The organism is Myxococcaceae bacterium JPH2 (assembly GCA_016458225.1).
GTDB lineage: Bacteria > Myxococcota > Myxococcia > Myxococcales > Myxococcaceae > Citreicoccus.
Genome location: JAEMGR010000038.1, coordinates 52,746 through 71,890, shown reverse-complemented (window position 1 = coordinate 71,890; position 19,145 = coordinate 52,746). Strand labels below are relative to the sequence as shown.

20 protein-coding genes are annotated in these 19,145 nt (G+C 69.3%); 17 read left to right on the top strand and 3 right to left on the bottom strand.

What is annotated here, in order from left to right; all coding sequences use genetic code 11:
- Positions 1–2: 2 nt before the first annotated feature.
- From JGU66_32960 to JGU66_32950, 3 genes are read right to left on the bottom strand one after another with little or no spacing between them, the layout of a single operon-like run.
- Positions 3–788 (bottom strand): hypothetical protein, encoded by a 786-nt coding sequence (locus JGU66_32960; GenBank protein ID MBJ6765589.1) that lies wholly within the window; start codon positions 786–788, stop codon positions 3–5.
- Positions 785–2,125, bottom strand: a complete 1,341-nt coding sequence (locus JGU66_32955) for a hypothetical protein (protein ID MBJ6765588.1) — start codon at positions 2,123–2,125, stop codon at positions 785–787. Before JGU66_32955 ends, JGU66_32960 begins: the two co-directional genes overlap by 4 nt.
- 44 nt (positions 2,126–2,169) lie before the next feature.
- The gene (locus JGU66_32950; GenBank protein MBJ6765587.1) at positions 2,170–2,724 is read right to left on the bottom strand and encodes a hypothetical protein; all 555 of its coding nucleotides are present in this window, start codon (positions 2,722–2,724) and stop codon (positions 2,170–2,172) included.
- A gap of 238 nt (positions 2,725–2,962) precedes the next feature.
- On the opposite strand from JGU66_32950, the gene JGU66_32945 reads away from it, so the two are divergent.
- From JGU66_32945 to JGU66_32865, 17 genes are all read left to right on the top strand, one after another.
- Entirely contained in the window at positions 2,963–3,778 is an 816-nt protein-coding gene (locus JGU66_32945; protein ID MBJ6765586.1) for an ABC transporter permease, read from the top strand.
- 35 nt (positions 3,779–3,813) lie between these two features.
- Positions 3,814–4,551 carry an ABC transporter ATP-binding protein gene (locus JGU66_32940; protein MBJ6765585.1) on the top strand — a complete coding sequence of 246 codons (738 nt, stop codon included), beginning with the start codon at positions 3,814–3,816 and terminating at the stop codon, positions 4,549–4,551.
- A gap of 83 nt (positions 4,552–4,634) precedes the next feature.
- A complete protein-coding gene (locus tag JGU66_32935) occupies positions 4,635–6,167 on the top strand; it encodes an MCE family protein (protein MBJ6765584.1) in 1,533 nt (510 codons plus the stop codon).
- Between the two features lie 120 nt (positions 6,168–6,287).
- Positions 6,288–7,214 carry a sugar kinase gene (locus JGU66_32930; protein ID MBJ6765583.1) on the top strand — a complete coding sequence of 309 codons (927 nt, stop codon included), beginning with the start codon at positions 6,288–6,290 and terminating at the stop codon, positions 7,212–7,214.
- 156 nt (positions 7,215–7,370) lie between these two features.
- On the top strand, positions 7,371–7,727 hold the full coding sequence (locus JGU66_32925; protein ID MBJ6765582.1) for a TIGR02266 family protein: 357 nt from the start codon (positions 7,371–7,373) through the stop codon (positions 7,725–7,727).
- A 42-nt stretch (positions 7,728–7,769) separates the two neighbouring features.
- Positions 7,770–8,501 (top strand): metallophosphoesterase family protein, encoded by a 732-nt coding sequence (locus JGU66_32920; GenBank protein ID MBJ6765581.1) that lies wholly within the window; start codon positions 7,770–7,772, stop codon positions 8,499–8,501.
- A 56-nt stretch (positions 8,502–8,557) separates the two neighbouring features.
- On the top strand, positions 8,558–9,280 hold the full coding sequence (locus JGU66_32915) for a hypothetical protein (GenBank protein ID MBJ6765580.1): 723 nt from the start codon (positions 8,558–8,560) through the stop codon (positions 9,278–9,280).
- A 52-nt stretch (positions 9,281–9,332) separates the two neighbouring features.
- The gene (gene psd / locus JGU66_32910; protein ID MBJ6765579.1) at positions 9,333–10,175 is read left to right on the top strand and encodes a phosphatidylserine decarboxylase; all 843 of its coding nucleotides are present in this window, start codon (positions 9,333–9,335) and stop codon (positions 10,173–10,175) included.
- Positions 10,172–11,446 carry a histidine--tRNA ligase gene (locus JGU66_32905; GenBank protein ID MBJ6765578.1) on the top strand — a complete coding sequence of 425 codons (1,275 nt, stop codon included), beginning with the start codon at positions 10,172–10,174 and terminating at the stop codon, positions 11,444–11,446. Before psd ends, JGU66_32905 begins: the two co-directional genes overlap by 4 nt.
- A 233-nt stretch (positions 11,447–11,679) precedes the next feature.
- The gene (locus tag JGU66_32900; protein ID MBJ6765577.1) at positions 11,680–12,015 is read left to right on the top strand and encodes a S24/S26 family peptidase; all 336 of its coding nucleotides are present in this window, start codon (positions 11,680–11,682) and stop codon (positions 12,013–12,015) included.
- Entirely contained in the window at positions 12,012–12,338 is a 327-nt protein-coding gene (locus tag JGU66_32895; GenBank protein ID MBJ6765576.1) for a PqqD family protein, read from the top strand. Before JGU66_32900 ends, JGU66_32895 begins: the two co-directional genes overlap by 4 nt.
- 2 nt (positions 12,339–12,340) lie before the next feature.
- Positions 12,341–12,874: a hypothetical protein gene (locus tag JGU66_32890; GenBank protein MBJ6765575.1), complete on the top strand. Its 534-nt coding sequence runs from the start codon at positions 12,341–12,343 to the stop codon at positions 12,872–12,874.
- An 8-nt stretch (positions 12,875–12,882) separates the two neighbouring features.
- Complete coding sequence (locus tag JGU66_32885) at positions 12,883–15,957, top strand: PQQ-binding-like beta-propeller repeat protein (protein MBJ6765574.1); 3,075 nt, start codon at positions 12,883–12,885, stop codon at positions 15,955–15,957.
- A gap of 154 nt (positions 15,958–16,111) precedes the next feature.
- The gene (locus JGU66_32880; GenBank protein ID MBJ6765573.1) at positions 16,112–16,969 is read left to right on the top strand and encodes a hypothetical protein; all 858 of its coding nucleotides are present in this window, start codon (positions 16,112–16,114) and stop codon (positions 16,967–16,969) included.
- A complete protein-coding gene (gene miaA / locus JGU66_32875; protein ID MBJ6765572.1) occupies positions 16,962–17,870 on the top strand; it encodes a tRNA (adenosine(37)-N6)-dimethylallyltransferase MiaA in 909 nt (302 codons plus the stop codon). The genes JGU66_32880 and miaA overlap by 8 nt, the downstream gene beginning before the upstream one ends.
- Before the next feature lie 152 nt (positions 17,871–18,022).
- Positions 18,023–18,616 carry an HdeD family acid-resistance protein gene (locus JGU66_32870; protein ID MBJ6765571.1) on the top strand — a complete coding sequence of 198 codons (594 nt, stop codon included), beginning with the start codon at positions 18,023–18,025 and terminating at the stop codon, positions 18,614–18,616.
- Positions 18,617–18,736: 120 nt separating this feature from the next.
- Positions 18,737–19,117: a hypothetical protein gene (locus JGU66_32865; protein ID MBJ6765570.1), complete on the top strand. Its 381-nt coding sequence runs from the start codon at positions 18,737–18,739 to the stop codon at positions 19,115–19,117.
- Positions 19,118–19,145 lie beyond the last annotated feature (28 nt).

The window sequence follows — 19,145 nt, the reverse complement described above, 5'->3', positions numbered from 1 at the left end:
GCTCAGTGGCGGTGACGGACCTGGAAACCGTTGGAGGCCCCGCGCGCGCCGAAGAAGTCGAACGCGATGAGCTTCACGTTGCCCCCGTTGACGTCCACGGAGACTCGCTGCGTGCAGCGGCCCTTTGAGAAGGGGCCGATGAGGCTCGGGGTCACCGTGCCTCGCGTGCTGACGAGCAGGACCCAATCATTGAACTCCGCGGCTCGCGGGCCCCGCGCCTCCACGGTGATGGTGAAGGACTCGTTGCGGTACTGCACGCTGTCCACGCTGGTGAAGACGTAGCCCGTCACATCGCCACGCATCAACGGGAGCGCGGGGTCGTCCTCCTGCGCGCCGGCATCGGAGCCCGAGCCCGCGTCGACGGGGCCCGCATCCGGGTGATCCTTCGCGGGAGGATCCGATTCGCCGGGCGTCCGGATGGCGAACACCTGCTGCGCCACCGCCTCGCGCCCATCCGCGAGCACGAGCTTCACTTCGTATTCACCCGGGCCCAGTTCCTCGGGGACGGTGACGACGACCGTTCCCGCCGCGTCGAACCGCACGACGCGCGCCTCGACGCCGCCCACCCAGACGCGCCCGCTCGCCGCCTGCTCGGAGCTGACCTGCTCGCGGCCGTAGTCCACGCGCACGGCGTAGACGGCGTCGAACGACACGGTGAGTTCGCCCTTCTCGTTGGTGCGCTGGGAGTTGGGGACGAGCGAGAGAATCTCCGGCGCGGGCAGCGACGCGCTGTTGCTGCCACACGCGCACGCGAGGACGAGGGCGAGCAGGACACAGGCGCGGCTCATGGCGTGAACCTCATGCCCACCGCGAGCCCGACGCCCCCGAGCTGCGCGTTCAGGGCCGAGGTTCGTGCCGGCGCCCACGCGCCCCGCAATTCCACCAGCGCGCTGAAGCGCCCGAATCGATATGCCCCCTGTGCGCCGAGGAAGGCCATGACACCCAGCTTGCTCTCATCGAGGTCCGCCTGGAAGGCGCTCGACGTGAGTCGGTGGCGGAAAGGCATCACTCCTACACCTGCACGGCCGTGTAGAGAGAACGCCTCCCGCTGCAAAAGGGTGGCACGCATGGACGCCAGGACGGGGACGCCCAGCACGCGGGAGCGGACATCCTCGCGGCGCTCGTCCACCGCTTCGAGCGTGGCGTGGCGCAGGCCCACCTCGAGCTCCGCGTCCAGCCCCCGCATGACGGGCAACGTGGCGCCCAGCGCGAGCATGGGCCCCGCGTTGGCACCCCGAGCCAGCGCGGCGCCGCTGAGCAAGAAGACGGAGGGTTTCCACGTGCGCACGCGAGACGCCTCAGGAGGGCCAGAGTTCTCGCCGAGGCCGCGCACGGACGCGCGAACACGGGACTCGGGCATGCCCTTGCCCGAGCGGCGCACGCCGACCGAGACCTCCGATGCCGAGTCGGACGGGCGCACGCGATAGCGAACGACTTCGCCCCTGCGCTCCCCTGAATCGAGTGTCGCCCCCTTGGCCCCAACCACCAGTGCCTCCGGGCTCGCGGGCGCGTCGCTCCGGGCCACGAGGAGCCAGCCGCCCTCGGATGCGGACAGCGGATCCGGCGTGAGCGCCACGGCCAGCGAGGACGCGCGAGGCACGTCCAACGGGGTGAGCCGATCGGTGCGCAGCGTTCCCCGCGTGGCGAGAACTCGCGCCTCGCTGACTCCAGGGGGCACTTCGACGGGCACTTGAGCGCGGCCCTTGGCGTCGGCGCGGACGGGGCCGAAGCGCTGCGAGCCCACCTCGACGATGACCTCGGCGCCCGAGGCGGTGGAGATGTCCAGGGTGAGACGGCCCCACAGCGGGAGCCTGAAGACCGCCGGCTCGGGAAGAGGCTCGTCCTCGCGCCAGAAGACGAGCACGGCCTCGGAGGGATGGCGTTGGCTCGGGGGCGTCCAGCGGAAGCGCCTCACGGGGCCACCTTCGAGCCGGGACTGCTCGAAGGTGCCGGAGGAGGCCGCTGCGCGGACGGGGCCCGCATCCTCGGGGACGCGGACGTCCAGCCAGACTTCCGACTCCTGCCCCAGCACCACGCGAGCGGGCCGGGCGCTCACCGTGGGCGGCGCCGCCGCGGCGGCGGAGGCGAGGAGCGCGAGCAGCGGGGCGAGGAGCGACGGACGCATGAGAGAGGACGTCCGCGAGACTTCACCGCCCCACCGGCTCCGGGTCAATCCTCGGCGGGTGCCGAGGCCTCGCTCGCGACGGGAACTGGCTTGTCCGCCGGCCCCGCGGGACGAGACGTGGGCGGGCTGAAGGCGGGCTTCTCGGCGGGAGCGCCGCCGCGGCCGTGCACGAGCGTCTTCGTGTCGGCCTTGAAGGTGATGTCCACCTTGTCACCGCGCACGGCCGTCACCAGGCCCACGCCGAACGTCGGGTGCTGGATGACCTGATCGACCTTGTAGGTGTCTTTGGGGCTGTAGCGGGGCGCGTTGGCGATGTCCTTGCCCGCCAGCTGCTCCTCGAAGGAGATGACGATCTTCTCGGACTTGGGCGTGGAGGACGAGGAGGAGGACGCGCGCGGCGCCCGGGTGGAGCTGGTGGTGCTGCTGGACGGGCGGTCCGTGGCGCCGGGAGCGCCTCGGTATGCGTGATCTCCGCCGCACGTGTTGCACCGCACGCGTGCGATCTTCGTCCCCACCATCGCAAGGATGGTGTGCGCGAGGGAGAGTTTGCAGCGGGTGCACTGGGCATCCACCTCGCCGCCGACCTTTAGAGTAGCCATCGGTTTGTGTCGCTCGGGCCCGACGCCCCAGGAGGGCAAGTCGGGAGTGAAGGAAAAGGGCCGCGGAACATAAACGCTTCACTCCACAGGGAGGAAGTCAGATCGCACCGCTACTTGCTCCAGCTGCTGTGAAGGCGACGTCGCCCCGCCCGCCTGCCCGCCCCGCTGGGCGAGATCTCCTTTCGTGGACATCCCTTGTGCCAGGGCCCCAGGGACGTAGAGTAGGCAACCGAACCGCATGAGCATCGATACCCCCAGCAAGCCCCAGCGCGGCCCCAGCATCCTCGTGCAGTCCGTGGAAGGCGTGGGGCAGGGCCTGATCGGCTTCGTGAGCAACATCGGCGGGGTGATGTCTCTGCTCGTCGATGTGGTCCGCTGGAGCCTGCGCCGCCCCCTGCGCATCCAGAACCTCTTCGCCCAGCTCGACTTCGTGGGGGTGGGCTCCATCTTCATCGTCGCGCTCACCGGCCTCTTCACGGGCATGGTGTTCGCGTTCCAGTCCTCCACCGCCTTCGAGCTGTTCGACGCCGAGAGCCTGGTGGGCCCCACGGTGGCCCTCACGCTCACCCGCGAGCTGGCCCCAGTGTTCTCCGCGCTGATGATCACCATGCGCGCCGGCTCGGCCATGTGCACCGAGCTGGGCACCATGCGCGTCACCGAGCAGGTGGACGCCCTGGAGACCATGGCGGTCAACCCGGTGCAGTACCTGCTGGTGCCGCGAATCCAGGCCGGCCTCTTCATGACCCCGGCGCTCACCATGCTCTTCAACACGGCAGGCATGGGCGGAGCCTATGTGGTGTCCGTCATCGTCAAGGGCATCTCCGCCGGCACGTTCATCTCGCGCACGCGGCAGTGGATGGACCCGATGGACGTGTGGGAGGGCATCATCAAGGGCGCCATCTTCGGCCTCTCCGTGGCGCTGATCTGCTGCTACAAGGGCTACAACGCGTCGGGTGGCGCCAAGGGCGTCGGCCAGGCCACCACCGAGGCCATGGTGTCCAGCGCGCTCTCCATCTTCATCCTCGACTTCATCGTCGGCGTACTGATGCACTGATGTCCGACTCGAACTCCAGCCCGTCCGCGAAGCCGATGATCGACATCGTGGACCTGCACAAGACCTTCGGCGAGCACCGCGTGCTCACCGGCATCAACCTCACCGTTCCCGCCGGCTCCACGTGCGTCATCCTGGGCGGCTCGGGCTCCGGCAAGACGGTGCTGATGAAGCACATGATCGGCCTGCTCAAGCCGGACAGCGGGCAGGTCATCATCGACGGCGAGGACATCGTCCCGGTGGGCGTGGAAGAGCTGCAGCGCGTGCGCCGCAAGTTCGGCATGGTGTTCCAGGCCGCCGCGCTCTTCGACTCGATGACGGTGTACGAGAACGTCGCCTTTCCGCTCCGCGAGCACACCCGTCTTCCCGAGGAGCAGATCCGCGAGAAGGTCCGGGCGAAGCTCGACCTGATGGGACTCAAGCGCGAGGCGGAGCAGAAGTTCCCCGCGGACCTGTCCGGCGGCATGCGCAAGCGCGTGGGCCTGGCGCGCGCCATCGTGTTGGATCCCAAGGTGGTCCTCTATGACGAGCCCACCACCGGCTTGGATCCCATCACCACGGACTACGTGGACGAGATGATCCTCGCGGCGCAGCGCGAGCTGGGCGTGACGAGCGTGGTCATCAGCCACGACATCGCGTCCGCGTTCAACGTGGCGGATCAGATCGCCTTCTTGTCCAAGGGCGTCATCGTGGAGCACGGACCGCCCGAGCAGCTGCGGGCCTCGGAGCACCCGGCCGTCAAGGTCTTCCTCCAGACCTGGTTCGGGAAGAACTAGGGCGGTTCCATGAAAAGATGGCACTCGTCCTGCAAATCGCTAGAGTCGCGCGCGGCCGGTAGCCCTCGTCGGAGTGTCTCCAGGTGAAGAAGCTCGTCACGCCCTTCCGTGTTGGCCTGCTGGTCATCGCCGCGGGAGCATTCCTCGTCACGTTCATCCTCTTCGCGCGCAAGGGCGGCCTGAGCGACCGTGAGTCCACGAAGGTGTGGGCGTACTTCAAGGATGCGTCGGGCCTGAGCCCCAAGAGCCGCGTGCAGATCGCCGGCATTCCGGTGGGAGAGATCAGCGACATCAGCCTGGAGGGCACGCGCGCCAAGGTGTGGCTGAAGATCCGCCAGGGCGTGGACCTGCGCCAGGACGCCGCCATCACCAAGCGCTCCGAGTCGCTGCTCGGCGACTTCCTCCTGGACCTGAACCCAGGCACGGAGCAGTCACCGCCGTTGGAGAACGGCGGGCAGATCCGCCGGGTCATCGACACCCAGGGCGTGGAGGCCGTCTTCGAGTCCCTCACGCAGATCACCTCCGACATCCAGCAGGTGACGGGCGCGCTGCGGCAGGTTCTTGGTGGTGAGAAGGGCACCGGATCGCTCGAGCGCATCGTGGAGAACCTGGTCCGCGTGTCGGACTCGATGGACGCCACCGTGCGCCGCAACGCGGACCGGCTGGACACCATCCTGGCCAACTTCGAGGGCGTGTCCTCCGACGTGCGCAACATCACCCGCTCGAACCAGGCCGAGGTGGGCCGCATCGTCGACAACGTGGAGCTCATCACCCGCGACGTGCGCGAGGTGCTGGCCACGGTGAAGAACATCGTCGGCAGCGGGGAAGGGGAGTTCAAGGACAGCGTCGCCAGCCTCAAGCAGACGCTGAACAAGCTGGACAGCACCCTTTCCAACCTCGACGAGATCACCCGCAAGGTGAAGAACGGCGAGGGCACCGCCGGCATGCTGCTGACGGATGAGCAGCTGGGGCAGAAGTTCAGCGAGGCCGTCTCGGACGTGTCCGAGTTCGCCACCCGCCTCACCCAACTGCAGACCGAGGTGGGCCTCCAGTCCACCTATCTGGTGTCGCAGGGCCGCTCGAAGAACAGCCTCTCGCTGCGCATCATCCCCAAGCCGGACAAGTACTACCTGCTGGAGATCATCGACGACCCGCGCGGCAAGGTGGAGACGCAGGTCGTGCAGACGAACCCGCCGTCCGACGGCGACCCGGTCATCCAGACGCAGAAGGTCACCAAGGAGACCTTCAAGGTCAGCCTCCAGTTCGCCAAGCGCTACTACTTCACCACCCTGCGCTTCGGCCTCATCGAGTCCACGGGCGGCGTGGGCGCGGACGTCCACCTCTTCGATGACGCGCTGACGCTGAAGATGGACGCGTTCAACTTCGCGGCGGACGAGCTGCGCTACCCGCGCCTGCGCGCCACGCTGCGCGCCCAGGCGTTCGATCACCTCTTCGTGGTGGCGGGCATGGACGACATCCTGAACGCCCAGCAGCGCGACTCCGCCACCCAGCGCCTCATCGCGGGCCGCGACTTCTTCTTCGGTGGCGGACTGTTCTTCACCGACGACGACCTCAAGTCCATCATCACCGCCACGGGCGTCCCGTCGGTCCGCTGATCGAGAACACCCTCCAGGCTTGACGGGGCGGGGGCAGGTGTCGTACCCGGCTTCCGCACGGGGCTCTCCCGAGATTCGCCGTGCCCGGATGTCTCACGGCTGTTCTCTCAGGAAGCTCTCATGTCCCTCCTCGTCGTCGGCTCGGTCGCGCTGGATTCGCTGGAAACGCCCTTCGGCCAGAAGGAGGACGTGCTCGGCGGCTCGGCAACCTACTTCTCCACCTCCGCGTCGTTCTTCACCCCGGTGCAGGTCGTGGCCGTGGTGGGCGAGGACTTCCCCGAGGGGCACCTGACGTTCCTCAAGGGCCGGGGCATCGACCTGGAGGGACTCACCCGTGAGCCCGGCCGGACCTTCCGCTGGCGCGGCCGCTACGGCTGGGAGCTGAACGAGGCGCAGACGCTGGACACCCAGCTCAACGTCTTCCAGTCGTTCTCGCCCAAGCTCCCCGAGGCGTACCGCGACACGCCCTACGTCTTCCTCGGCAACATCCACCCTGAGCTCCAGGCCCAGGTGTTGGATCAGGTGAAGGCGCCCAAGCTGGTCGCCGCCGACACCATGAACTTCTGGATCAAGGGCAGCCGCGCCGCGCTGCTCAAGACGCTCGAGCGCGTCAACCTCCTGTTCGTCAACGACGCGGAGGCGCGCCAGCTGTCCGGCGAGCACAACGTGGTGAAGGCCGCCCGCGCCATCCTCGGCATGGGCCCCTCGCGCGTGGTCATCAAGCGCGGTGAGTACGGCGCGCTCCTCTTCGACCACGACCACATCTTCGCGTGCCCGGCGTTCCCCCTGTCCGAGGTGTTCGATCCGACCGGCGCCGGGGACACGTTCGCGGGTGGCTTCATGGGCACGCTGGCCACGGCCCGGGGCGCGGTGGATCAGCCGCTGCTTCGCCGCGCCATGGTGATGGGCAGCGTGATGGCGTCCTTCACCGTGGAGAAGTTCAGCCTGGAGCGCCTCCGGGAAGTCCAGCGCGCGGAGATCCACGCGCGCTTCGCCGAGTTCCGCCGGCTGACCCACTTTGACGACCTCGGCGCCATCGAGCCGTGAAGACCCGAAATCCAGGGTAGGGCGACCTCTCACCTGGACTTGACGGGCTGCGCCCCCGCTCCGTAGGCTGGGGCAGCCGACGGAGCAGGCGGAAAAATCCGGCGCGGCCACCGGGGGAAGGGCGCAGGCGGGCAGGCCACACCGGGAGGTCACGGGTTGAGAGACAATCGAAAGCACGCGCGGATCTCCACGCACCTGCGCTGCTGGTGCGAGGGCGAGAACGTCACGCTCTATGCCCGCATCGCCAACCTGAGCGAGGGTGGGCTGTTCGTCCGGACGAGCACGCCCCTGGCTGCCGGGACGCGAGCGCAGGTGCGCTTGTCCCCTGGTTCGGAGCCCGAGATCCAAGCGGTGGCAACGGTTGTCTGGCAGCGCGAGGTGGAGGAGCCCGCCGGGCGCCTGCCTGGCATGGCGCTGCGCTTCGAGGCGATCGCGCCGGACGCGCTGGAAAGCTTGCGGCGCGTCATCACTCAGCAGCAGAAGTCCCAACCGAGCTTCCACAGTCCCCTGTGACGCCGCGCGGGGATGGGCCCGCGGGCGGCACCTGAGGCCCTCATGCGTATCGCGGTCATCAGCGACATCCACTCGAACATCGAGGCGCTCACGGAAGTGCTGCGCGTGGCGGAGCACCAGAAGGTGGACCGCATCGTGTCGCTGGGGGACATCGTCGGATACGGCGCCTCGCCCAACCCCTGCTGCGATTTGGTGCGCTCGGTGGCGGAGGTGACGCTGCTGGGCAACCACGACGCCGCGGTGGCCGGGCGGATGGACTACTCGTACTACTACGACGCCGCTCGGCACGCGCTCGACTGGAGCGCCAACGTCCTCACGGACGAGAACATGGCCTGGCTGCGCAGCCTCCCGTACACCTACAAGATTGGCGACGTGGGCTTCTGCCACGGCTCGCCCATTGATCCGAAGGCCTACGAGTACATCTTCGCGCTGGAGCAGGCGCGCGAGCTGACGCCGTACGTGGCCGAGCTTCCCGAGGTGACGTTCATCGGGCACAGCCACCTGTGCCGCGCCTTCGCCATCGGCAATGGCGAGGTCAACGACGTGGTGGCCCAGAAGTTCGGCGTGCGCAAAGGCTACAAGTACATCATCTCCGTGGGCAGCGTGGGTCAGCCGCGCGACTACGACAACCGGGCCTGCTTCGTCATCTGCGACACCGACGCGCGCACGGTGGAGTACCTGCGCGTCGAGTACGACATCGAGACGTCGGCGCAGCGCATCTTCGACGCGGATCTCGCGCTCAACTTCGGCAAGCGCCTGTTCCTCGGCGTCTGACGCGCCGCGCGCAAAAGGGCGGCGCTCCGGCGGGGAAGTTGTCATATACCGGGGCCGTGCGCTCCCTGGCCCTCCGCTCATCGCTTCGGCCCTTCGCGGGCCTTGTCGCCGTCCTCGCGCTGGCGCTCGCGCCTGTCGCATGCCGCCGCTCTCCTGGCCCGCCCTCCGCGGAGTACGAGGAAGCCAGCCAGAGGTGGCGCGAGCTGTACGCGCAGAAGCTGGATGACGCCTACCTCGACCCGAGCGTGGGAGAGATTGAAGCGCTCCTGCAGCGCGTGCCCACGGACAGCCTGGACGCGCCCTCCGCGCGGGAGCTGCAGAACCGCCTGACCGAGGGCCGCGCGCGCATGAGCCAGGCCGCCTCCGACCGCGACCGCGCGGTGGCCAGCGCGACCGCGCCCTCGAACGAGGACCCTTCCCGGACGAACTTCCCCCGCGCGAAGGCCGCGCCCCCGGACGCGGGCGCCCCAGAGGCGGGTCCGCCCGACGCCGGTGGGCCGGGCCCCCAGGTGGGCTCTCCAGCGTCCGAGCTGGTGGCCGGCTACCGGGGCTGCTTCCACCGCGGCACGTCCATCACGGTGGAAGGGCGGGGCGATCGCGAGAGCTGGGAGCTGGCGGACCGAGCGTCCTGCCAGCTCGAGTACCCCGGCCACGTGAACTCGCTGCTCGTGGTTGAAGAGGGAAAGGTGCTCGCGGTGTTCCCTCGCAGTGCCCTGCGTACCGTGCAGAAGCTCGCCGATGGCGGCACGGTGCCAGCACCGGGCGACGCAGGCCGCTAGAGGCCCGCTCGGTCCCACTCACTTTCTTGTCACCCCTGCCGCTCGCCGCCGAATGAACGACCAGACCTTCATGAAGTTGATGCGCGTGTTGCCCAAGTCGGCCCTGTCTTCCGCCGTGGGCCTCGCCACCCGCCTGCCCGTACCGGCCGCCCTGCATCAGGCGGCCATGCGCTCCTTCGCGCGCTCGTACAACGTCGACATGGAGGAGGCCGAGCACTCCTTCGAGCACTACCCGACGTTCGCGCAGTTCTTCACCCGCGCGCTCAAGCCCGGCCTGCGCCCCATCGACTCGGACGCGAAGGCCGTCGTGTCTCCGGTGGACGGACGCGTCTCGCAGGTGGGCTACTCCGAGGGCGGCCGCTGCTTCCAGGCCAAGGGCATCGAGTACTCGGTGGACGAGCTGCTCGGTGACGCCGAGGCCGGCAAGCCCTTCCACGGCGGCGCCTGGACGACCATCTACCTGTCCCCGCGCGACTACCACCGCATCCACTCGCCGCTCGGCGGCACCATCACGGACTACTCGTACATCCCCGGTGAGTTCTGGCCGGTGAACCCCGCGTCGGTGATGAACAAGCAGGCGCTGTTCTGCGTGAACGAGCGGCTGGTGACGTACCTGGACACGCCCGCGGGCCGCTGTGCCGTCGTGAAGGTGGGCGCCACGTGTGTGTCGCGCATCAAGGCCGCCTATGACGACGTGCTCACTCACACGGGCCAGCCGGGCAAGGCGCACCAGTACGCGCAGGCCATTCCCGTCGAGAAGGGCGGGGAGCTGGGGCGGTTCGAGATGGGCTCCACGGTCATCCTCCTGTTCGAGCCGGGCCGGGTGAAGTGGGACGTCGTGATGCAGCCCGAGGCCGTGGTGCGGCTCGGGCAGCGCATTGGAGTGATGACGTGAGCCAGAAGATCAGCGGCGTCAAAGGGATGAACGACCTGCTGCCCGGGGACATCGAGACCTGGCAGCACGTGGAGAAGCTGGCCCGCGACATGTTCGGCCGCTTTGGCTACGGCGAGATCCGCACGCCCATGGTGGAGGACACCGCGCTCTTCGTGCGCAGCGTGGGCGAGGAGACCGACATCGTCGGCAAGGAGATGTACACCTTCGAGGACAAGGGAGGCCGCAGCCTGTCCCTGCGCCCCGAGGGCACCGCGCCCTCCGCCCGCGCGTACATCGAGCACTCCATCCTCAACCAGGAGCCGGTGACGCGCTGGTTCTACATCGGGCCGATGTTCCGCTACGAGCGCATGAAGACCGGGCGCTATCGCCAGTTCTTCCAGATCGGCGCGGAGGCGTACGGTGCGAAGGAGCCGGCGCAGGACGCCGAGATCATGGACATGGTGGTGCAGTTCCTCGGCGCCCTCGGTCTGAAGGACGTGACGCTGAACATCAACTCGCTGGGGGACGAGGCGTGCCGGCCCGCCTACCACGCGAAGCTGGTGGAGTACCTCCAGGCGCACCGCGCCGAGGTGTGCGCGGAGTGCCAGGCGCGCATGGATCGCAACCCGCTGCGCGTGCTCGACTGCAAGAACGAGAAGTGTCAGGCGATCGCCGCGGCGGGCCCCAACGTGCTCGAGTTCCTCTGTGAGCCGTGCCGGGCGCACTTCGGGGAGCTGCAGCGCAAGCTGACCGCGCTGGGCATCCCCTTCGTGGTGAACTCGCGGCTCGTGCGGGGCCTGGACTACTACACGCGCACGGTCTTCGAGTTCATCGCCGCCCACCCCGCGTTGGGCACGGCCAGCACGGTGGGCGGCGGCGGGCGCTACGACACGATGATGAAGGGGCTCGGCGGCCCGGATGTGCCGGCCGTGGGCTTCGCCATGGGCATGGACCGCCTGGTGCTCCTGCTCAAGGAGACCGGGCAGGCGTTCGGCGCGCCGGTCGACCTCTTCGTCGCCGTGGCCGATGAGGGCTCGCACGACGCGGGCCTCGCGCTCGCCAGCCGCCTGCGCCGAGAGGGGCTCCGCGTCGCGTTCGACACGCGCGGCGGCAGCCTCAAGAGCCAGATGAAGCGCGCGGACAAGACGGGTGCCCGCTTCACCCTTGTGCTGGGTGAGGCCGAGCGCACGAGCGGCAAGGCGAACCTCAAGCCCATGGCGGGGGGCGATCCCATCCCCGTGGCGCTCGACGCCGTCGCCCAGGCGCTCCGCTCGCTGCCTCCTGCTTCCTGACGGCTGCCCAGGTGGCCCCCATTCGTGGGGGCTTATTCTGGGAAGGCCTGCCTTCGTCGCAAAGCCATACAGATGCGGGCAGGCCCGTAAGTCCTGAGAAGTCTTGAGGATTGTCGCGCACTTCGTTCGCGGCGCGACAGCGATTGGGTTAGACTCGCGTTCTGATGCCGCGAGAGTCTTCTAGCCTCTCTGCTCCCACGGGGGTGAGCTGGCTCCCTGTTGAGGGGGACAGCATGTGGCCCTCGTTGCGGGAAGGCGACGCGGCCGAAGTGGAGCCGCTGTCCGGCCCGCCGCGCGTCGGAGACGTGGTGCTGGCGCGGTTTCCCCACGCACTTGTCCTGCACCGCGTGTGTGGGTTTGACGGGCGCACCTGCACGCTCCAGGGCGACAACGTCGCCAGCGTGGATCCACTGCTGCCTGCGTCTCGCATCCTCGGCAAGGTCCGGCGCGTGCGTCGCGCCGGTGCGGTGCTGGAGCACTGGGACGTAGGCCCGAAGCGGCTGGGCCGGCTTCGCGTGCGCGTGAAGCGACGACTGGCCGCGTGGTGGGGGAAGGGGAGGCGCGCATGAGCTTCCCCGAGGACGGCATTCCCCGTCGCCGCGCAGGAACGGATGGGAAGCCATTCGGCGCCGACTACTTGTTGCTGGACGCGGAGGGGCGCACCTTGCGCGGGCTCAACGCGACGGCGGCGCGCATCTGGGATCTGTGTGATGGCTCTCGCAGCGCGCGCGGAGTCGCGGAGCAACTCGTGCAAGAGGTCGATGCGCCGAGGGGGCCAGGGCTCTCGCTGGAGACCGTGCTGCGCGACACGTTGGGGTTTCTCTCGGAGTTGGTGCGCTTGGGGTTGATCGAGGATTGTCGCGCGGGCTCCGGGCCGGCGCGCGAGGAGTGAAGATGCGAGCGCTCATCGTGGCCCTGTCTGGAGCCTTGTGGCTCACGGCGTGTACCGAAGCGAAATCCCCACAGCCTCCCGCGGTCCAGCCTCCGACCTCGGAGCCCAAGCCGGTGGATCCCACGGATGTCCTCGGCGGCGGATCCGAGGTGACGCCGCGTCCCCCCGCGCCCGAGGAGCAAGTCGTCCCGGTGGCCCCTCCCTCGCTCGCGCCCGTCGAGGGCCGTGCGACGGTGCAGCTCCCCACGGGCGAGCCCGGCATGGAGACGCTCGACGAGGTCCGGATCCAACTGGACATCCTGAACCTCCAGGGGGCGGGGAGGGTGGAGGTCGAGTTCGTCGCACCCGGTGGGCTGCCGTATGAGAAGCGCGCTCGCGCGGTGGAGGCTGCCGCGGGCGGGCCCGTGTCGGTCTCCTTCACGCTGCCCGTGGCAGGGACGGCCATCGCGTCGTCGGGAATGAGCGGCGCGTGGGGCGTGCGCTTCTTCTTGGACGGCGCGCCACTCACCACCACGACCTTCACGTTGGAGCCTTGAGGCCCGCCATGCACGCCCTGACTGTTCGCTTCGCTGCGTTGCTCGCGCTGGTGCTCTTCCCAGTCTCGGCGCTCGCGCTGTCATGGACCGCGACCGCCATCACTCCGCCGAACGAGAGTTCGCCGCGGGTCGTGATGGACGAGGTCTCCGAGCTGCTCATCGAGGTCACCAACACCACGCCCGCCCAGGCGAACCAGCGGCTCTCCGAGGTGTCCTTCGTCCTGCCGAAGGACTACATGGTCATCGGCGCGGCGCCGGATCCCTCCAACCCGGATTGGCGCATCACGGACCTGGACAACACCACGCGGCGCATCGCCTTCCAGTCGACCATCTCCTGCTCGGGGAGCACCTATGGCCTGCCTCGCTTGGGCAAGGCCCGCTTCATCCTGAGCGTGGTGGCGCCCGCGGCCAATCGGGATCAGTCCAACGAGCGATTCGTGACGTCCGCGGGCTCCACGGTCGCGCGAGACCACTGCCAGAGCATCACCGCCGTCACGCCCTCCACCAACGCGAGCTGGACGCGCGTGGGCCTGGTGGCCGGCGTCACCGTGCTCCCCCGCGCGATGGCGCTGAGCGACACCGCCGCCACGCGCGTCGTCGTGGAGAACCGCACCACACAAGTGCAGCCGAACATCACCATGACGGGCCCGACGACCTCGGGGAACGTCGCGCTCCAAGTCGTCGGGACGCAGCCATCGCCGTTCCAGGTGACCCTGCCCCTGCGCGGCGCCGGCATCCTGGTGGCGAATGTCCAGCCGTCCGGTGGGGGGACCGCCGTCGCGCAGGTGCGCGCCGTGGACTTCCCGAGCAGCCCAGCGGACTCCTCGCTGGTGGCGGAGGCGCCCATGGTGGACGTGGGCAACTTCAGCGCGGTGGCCGACGTCGACACGCTCCAGGCCTTCACGGGCGAGGAGGTCCAGGTGCGGCTCACCGTGAGCAACGCTTCCGCGTCCAACACCTACCTCAACGTGGTCCCGCGCGCGCCCGTTCGCACAGGCACTGCTTCGACGACGCTCGTCTCGGGGCCTGTTCCCGCGAGCATTCCTCGCCTGGCGCCCGGGGCCTCCGCGCAGTTCGTCTGGCGCTATCAGGTCTCTGGCGCTCCGGGCACGAGCTACATGTTCCAGGCCCAAGCCGACGGGACACTCAATGGCTCGGCGGCGGCGACGGACCTGGTGGCCGCGGCCCGAGGACGCATCGTCGCGCAGCGCGTTCGCATCACTCCAGACGCGGTGTCGGCGAGCAGCACCAACCGGCCCCTCGTCTACACGGTGCAGAACCGCGGCTTGGGGCCCATCTACGAAGTGAAGCTGCTGCGCCCCGCGACCAACTACTTCGGCATCCTGTCGTTGGGCATGCCGCCCTCGGGTTGGTACCTCTCGGACATGGACGCCTCGGGCTACACGTGGGCCTCTTTCCAGGGCATTCCGGCGGGTGGCGAGGCGTCCTTCTCCGTGACGTATTCGAGCTTCGGTGCCGTGGGGGCGGACACGGCCTTCCGCCATCGCCTCCAGCTCAATCAGGGGGACAATGATCCGCGGATCCGCATCGAGGCGCCCGTGACGTTGCTGACCTCCGCGACCGCGGCCGACGTGCAGCAACTGACGGCCACCGCGCGAGATGGCTCCGTGGCGCTGACGTGGGACAATCCGCCGGTGCACGGTGGCGTGGTCGTCCTGCGCGCCCAAGGGACCGCGCCCAGCACCGCGCCGACGCCGGGCCTGCGCTACGCGGCGGGCGACACGGTGGGCAATGCTCGCGTCGTCTACTCAGACGCGTTCAGCGTGGCCTCCACGTTCACGGACACCACCGTCACCAACGGCACCACCTACGTGTACCGCGTGTTCAACGCGGATGATTCGCGCCGGTACGGCAGTGGCAATCAGCCCACCTCGGCGGGGTTGCTCGCCACTCCGTTGGCGCGGGGCGCGGGGGCGCCGCTCTGGTGCTACTCCGTGGGGCTGGATGCGCGACTCCAGCCCATCACCGAGCTGGGCGTAGGCATCTTCACCTCCTTCAACGACTCGGTGGTGGCCAGCAGCACGAACACCGTGAACCCCTCGGTCGATGGCGGTGAGCGCTGGCGGCCCGTGAAGCTGTCGGGCCTGGTGGGGAGTCGCTTCCCCGTGGTTCCGCTCCACGGCCTGACCGGTCAGTTCATCCTGGTGGGAGATCAGTCCGGCGTGCCCTCGGCCATCCGGGCGTCCTCGGGCGACGTGCTTTGGCGCGGCGCCAATGTGGGCACCGTGCAGTCCTTCCCGGTCACTCAGCTCTACGACTACGCGGATGCGGCCTATCGCGCGGCGAACCCCGACCGGGACCTCGTCTTCTTCGCCACGCGGCTCTCGAACGTGGGGCTGAATCAGGTGGTCGCGCTCAACGCCGCCACGGGCGCCGTGGTGTGGACCTATCGCCCCGGGGACATGGGCATGGTGAGTGGCGGCATGCTGGTCGACTACACGAGCAACCGCTTGTACGTGGGCTCGAAGACAGCCGCGGGCGCGACGAATACGCTGCGAGTCCTCAACACGCTCACCGGGGCCGAGGTCGGTCGCCGGGCCCTGGGCGACATCGAGTTCGGCGTGGTGCGCAATGCGGCCAGCGGGCACATCCTCGTCACCTCCAGCGACGGTACCGTGTATGGAATCGATCCCGTGACGCTCGCCCCGGTCTGGACCCAGGTCGTCGCCTCGCGGCCGTCCGCCAACACTCCCGCGTTCACCAGCTTCGTGCGTCCCCAGGGGCGCGGCTTCGTGGCGAGCGTGGCGCGAAATGGAGCGTCCGTGGGCAAGATCGAGCGTTATGACGTGGGCACGGACAACGCCGTGACCCGCGCCTGGAGCCTCCCCATCGCCGACCCTTCCGGAACCTTCTCCATCAATCAGGCCGGCGTGGCGCGCATCTACGTGGGCAGCTCGGATGGAAAGGTGCATCAGCTCGAGCTGGAGGGCATCGACTCGCGACAGGTCGCGATCGGCGGCGCTCAGCGCATCGGTACACCCACCATCGATCACACCGTCAGCCGCCTTCACGTAGGCACGGCCGACGGCCGCATCTGCGCCTACCCGGTGCCGTTCCCGTGAGTCCTCGTCCCGAACAGGCGCCTGTCACGCCCACCCCAGCCGCTCCCACCCCGGGAGTTCGGCTCGAGGCCTACTCGCCGCCCGCCATCCTCTGGGAGCAGCCCTTCGTGGCGCTCGCCCAGACGTCCATGTGCACCATCCCCGGCGAATCGGAATGCGTGCCGTGAGCGACGCGGGCCCTTCACCGGGCCCCGACCGCTCGCTCCATGCGACCCTCGCCGGTTGGACGGTGGCGATGGAGTTGGGCACCTCGGCGAGTGCCGCCGCGACCCGCAGACTCCTGGCCCGCTTCCCCGCGCGAGAGAGGGCCATCCCCTCGGCGACGTTGGTGCTGAGCGCGCCGAGTGAGCCACGCTGCGCGCCCGCCCAGCGCGCGCTCCCCGAGGCACGACGGTCTCCGGACGGCGGCCTGCACCTGGAAGGAGAGGACTACACGGTTCAGCTCTCCGCTGACGGCGCGCGGGCCCTCGTGACGGGCGCGGGGATGTTCCCCGTGGAGACCGCGCTCAAGGTGATGCTCGGTGCCGAGCTGGCCCGGCGCGGCGGGCTGCTCATCCATGGCGTGGGCGTGGCGCACGCAGGACGGGCCGCGTTGTTCGTGGGGCACTCGGGCGCGGGCAAGAGCACGCTGGGGACGCTCTGGCGCGACGCGGGAGGGCTCGTGCTCGCGGACGAGTTGGTGGCGATCTGGCCCGATGCAGAATCCCGGACGTGGCGGGCCGCGGGCACGCCATGGAACCTCTTGGGAACACAGTCCGAGGCCGCACTGGCTGCCGTGGGAACCCTGGCGTGGGATGCCCCGTCGCGCTGGGAATCACAGGGCGCGGGCGAGGTGGCGCGAGTGCTGCTGCTCAATGCGCTCCTGCCCGAGTCCTCGCCGGCGGGACGGAGCGCGATGATTGCCTCGGCGTCGCGGCTGTTGTCGGAGGTGGCGACGGGCCGGCTGCACTTCACGCGCGACAGCGCGGCGGTGACGGTGCTACGCGCGCGCCTGGAGGCGACGCTTGGGTGAGGAAGCACGGCCACGGCTCACGGTGATTGCGGGCCCCACGGCATCGGGCAAGACGGCCCTCGCGGTGCGGCTGGCCGAGCGCGCGGGCGGGGAGATCGTCAGCGCCGACTCGCAGCAGGTCTACCAGCGCTTCGACATTGGAACGGCCAAGCCCTCCGCCGAGGAGCTGGCGGCGGTTCCGCATCACCTGGTGTCGGTCGTCGAGCCGCTCGAGCCGTTCTCCGCGGCCGAGTACCAACGGCGCGCGGACGCCGCCATCTCGGACATCACCGCGCGAGGCAGGCCCGTGTTCGTCGTGGGGGGCACGGGGCTGTACCTGCGCATCCTCCTGCACGGCGTGGTGGATGCGCCTGGCGCACTGCCGGCGCTGCGGAGCGAACTCGAAGCCCTTGCTGTTGCCGAGGGCCGCGAGGCCGTGCACCGCCGGCTCGCCCAGGTGGATCCAGCGACCGCGGCGAAGCTGCCGCCCCAGGACCTGCTGCGGGTCATCCGCGCGCTGGAGATCCACGCGCAGACGGGCGTGCCCGCGTCGGAGTTCCGCCGGGCCCACGCCTTCGCGCCGGACCGATATCCCTTCGACCTGTACGTCCTGGAGCCGCCGCGAGACGCGCTGTACCAGGTCATCAACACACGCACCGAGGCGCTGTTCGCCCGCGGGCTCGTGGAGGAGACCCGCGAGCTGCTGGCGCTTGGCTACGGCGACGCGGCGCCCATGCGCAGCGTGGGCTACGTGCAGGCGCGCGCGGTGGTGGAGCAGCGGATGTCGATGCAGGAGGCCATCCACGACACCGCCCAGGAGACGCGCCGCTACGCCAAGCGGCAGCTCACGTGGTTTCGCAAGGAGCCGGGCGCCCGCTTCATCGCGCCGCCCTATGCCGAGCTGAGTCCCGCCGCGCCTTGAGTCTCGCGCTGGGCCGAGGGGGAGGGGAGCGGCCGGGCCCCTGAGCCGCCACTCGGGGCACCCGAGTGTGCGCCTTGGAGGCGGAGCCCAATGTTTTCCGCGCAAAGGCCCTCGGCCCTGGATGCCGTGGCCTCCAACGCGGGAGCAGCGTCATGGCAACCACACAATTGGAGCGAGGCCCGGACACGAATCAGGGGAGGCTGTCGCGCAACGCGTCCGCCCTCTGGGGCGGTACGTTCCTGCTCGGCATCCTCATGACGGTCCTGGGCTTCATCATGCTGGGCGAGGCGGTCTTCGCGAGCGTGCTCTCGATCGTCTTCGTCGGCGCGCTTCTGACGGTGGGCGGCATCGCGGAGATTGTCGCGGCGTTCCGGAGCCGGTCCGCGGGAGGCCCGTTCCTGTCCTTCCTGCTGGCAGGCATCCTGACCATGGTCGTGGGGCTCCTCGTGCTCCGCTATCCCGGCGCGGGCCTGGGGACCATCACCCTCTTGCTCGCGGGCTTCTTCTTCGCCAGCGGCCTGTTCCACGCCATCACCTCGGTGGTGGACCGCTATCCGCAGTGGGGGTGGGACCTCGCCTACGGCCTCGTGTCCATCTTCCTGGGCATCACGGTGATGTCCCAGTGGCCGGTCTCCTCGGCGTGGCTCCTGGGCACGCTCGTGGGCGTGGGCCTGCTGATGCGCGGTGTCGCCATGATGTCGGGTTCGCTCGCCCTTCGCCGGGGCATTCGCGCCCTGTCGCACTGAGTCCGGCCTGTCGACTTCACTCCCAGTCATCGAAACTGGGAGTGAAATCGACACTTGACGCACAGTTGCGGCTCTTTCACGCTCTTCCGGGACTTCAACTCACCTCCCAGGAGAGCGACCATGACGCGAGTGTTCATAGTAGGACTGATGGCCCTGGCCCTGACGGCCTGTGGCTCGGCGCAGGGCGGTGGCGAGGTGCCGGAGCAGGACGCGCTGGCTACGAGTGAGGCAGGCCTGAGCACGTACCCGCAGTGCTGCTCGGCCATTCCTGGCTCGGGCTACACCGAGGCCTACTGCGACGCCGTGGCGTACTCGCCGGGCCGCTGTAACCAGGTGGTCCAGGGCACGGCCTGTCAGTGGTCGAACACGACCTGTCCGGTGACGTGCTGCCAGCCCAAGAGCTCCGCCACCGTGCCGTGGACGTACTGCAACCCGTACGCGACGTCCGCCGCCACCTGCAACGCGGTGAACGGCGGGACGACCTGCGCCTGGGCCTGCTGAGTTCCAATCCGGCGCTCGGAGCCCGGGC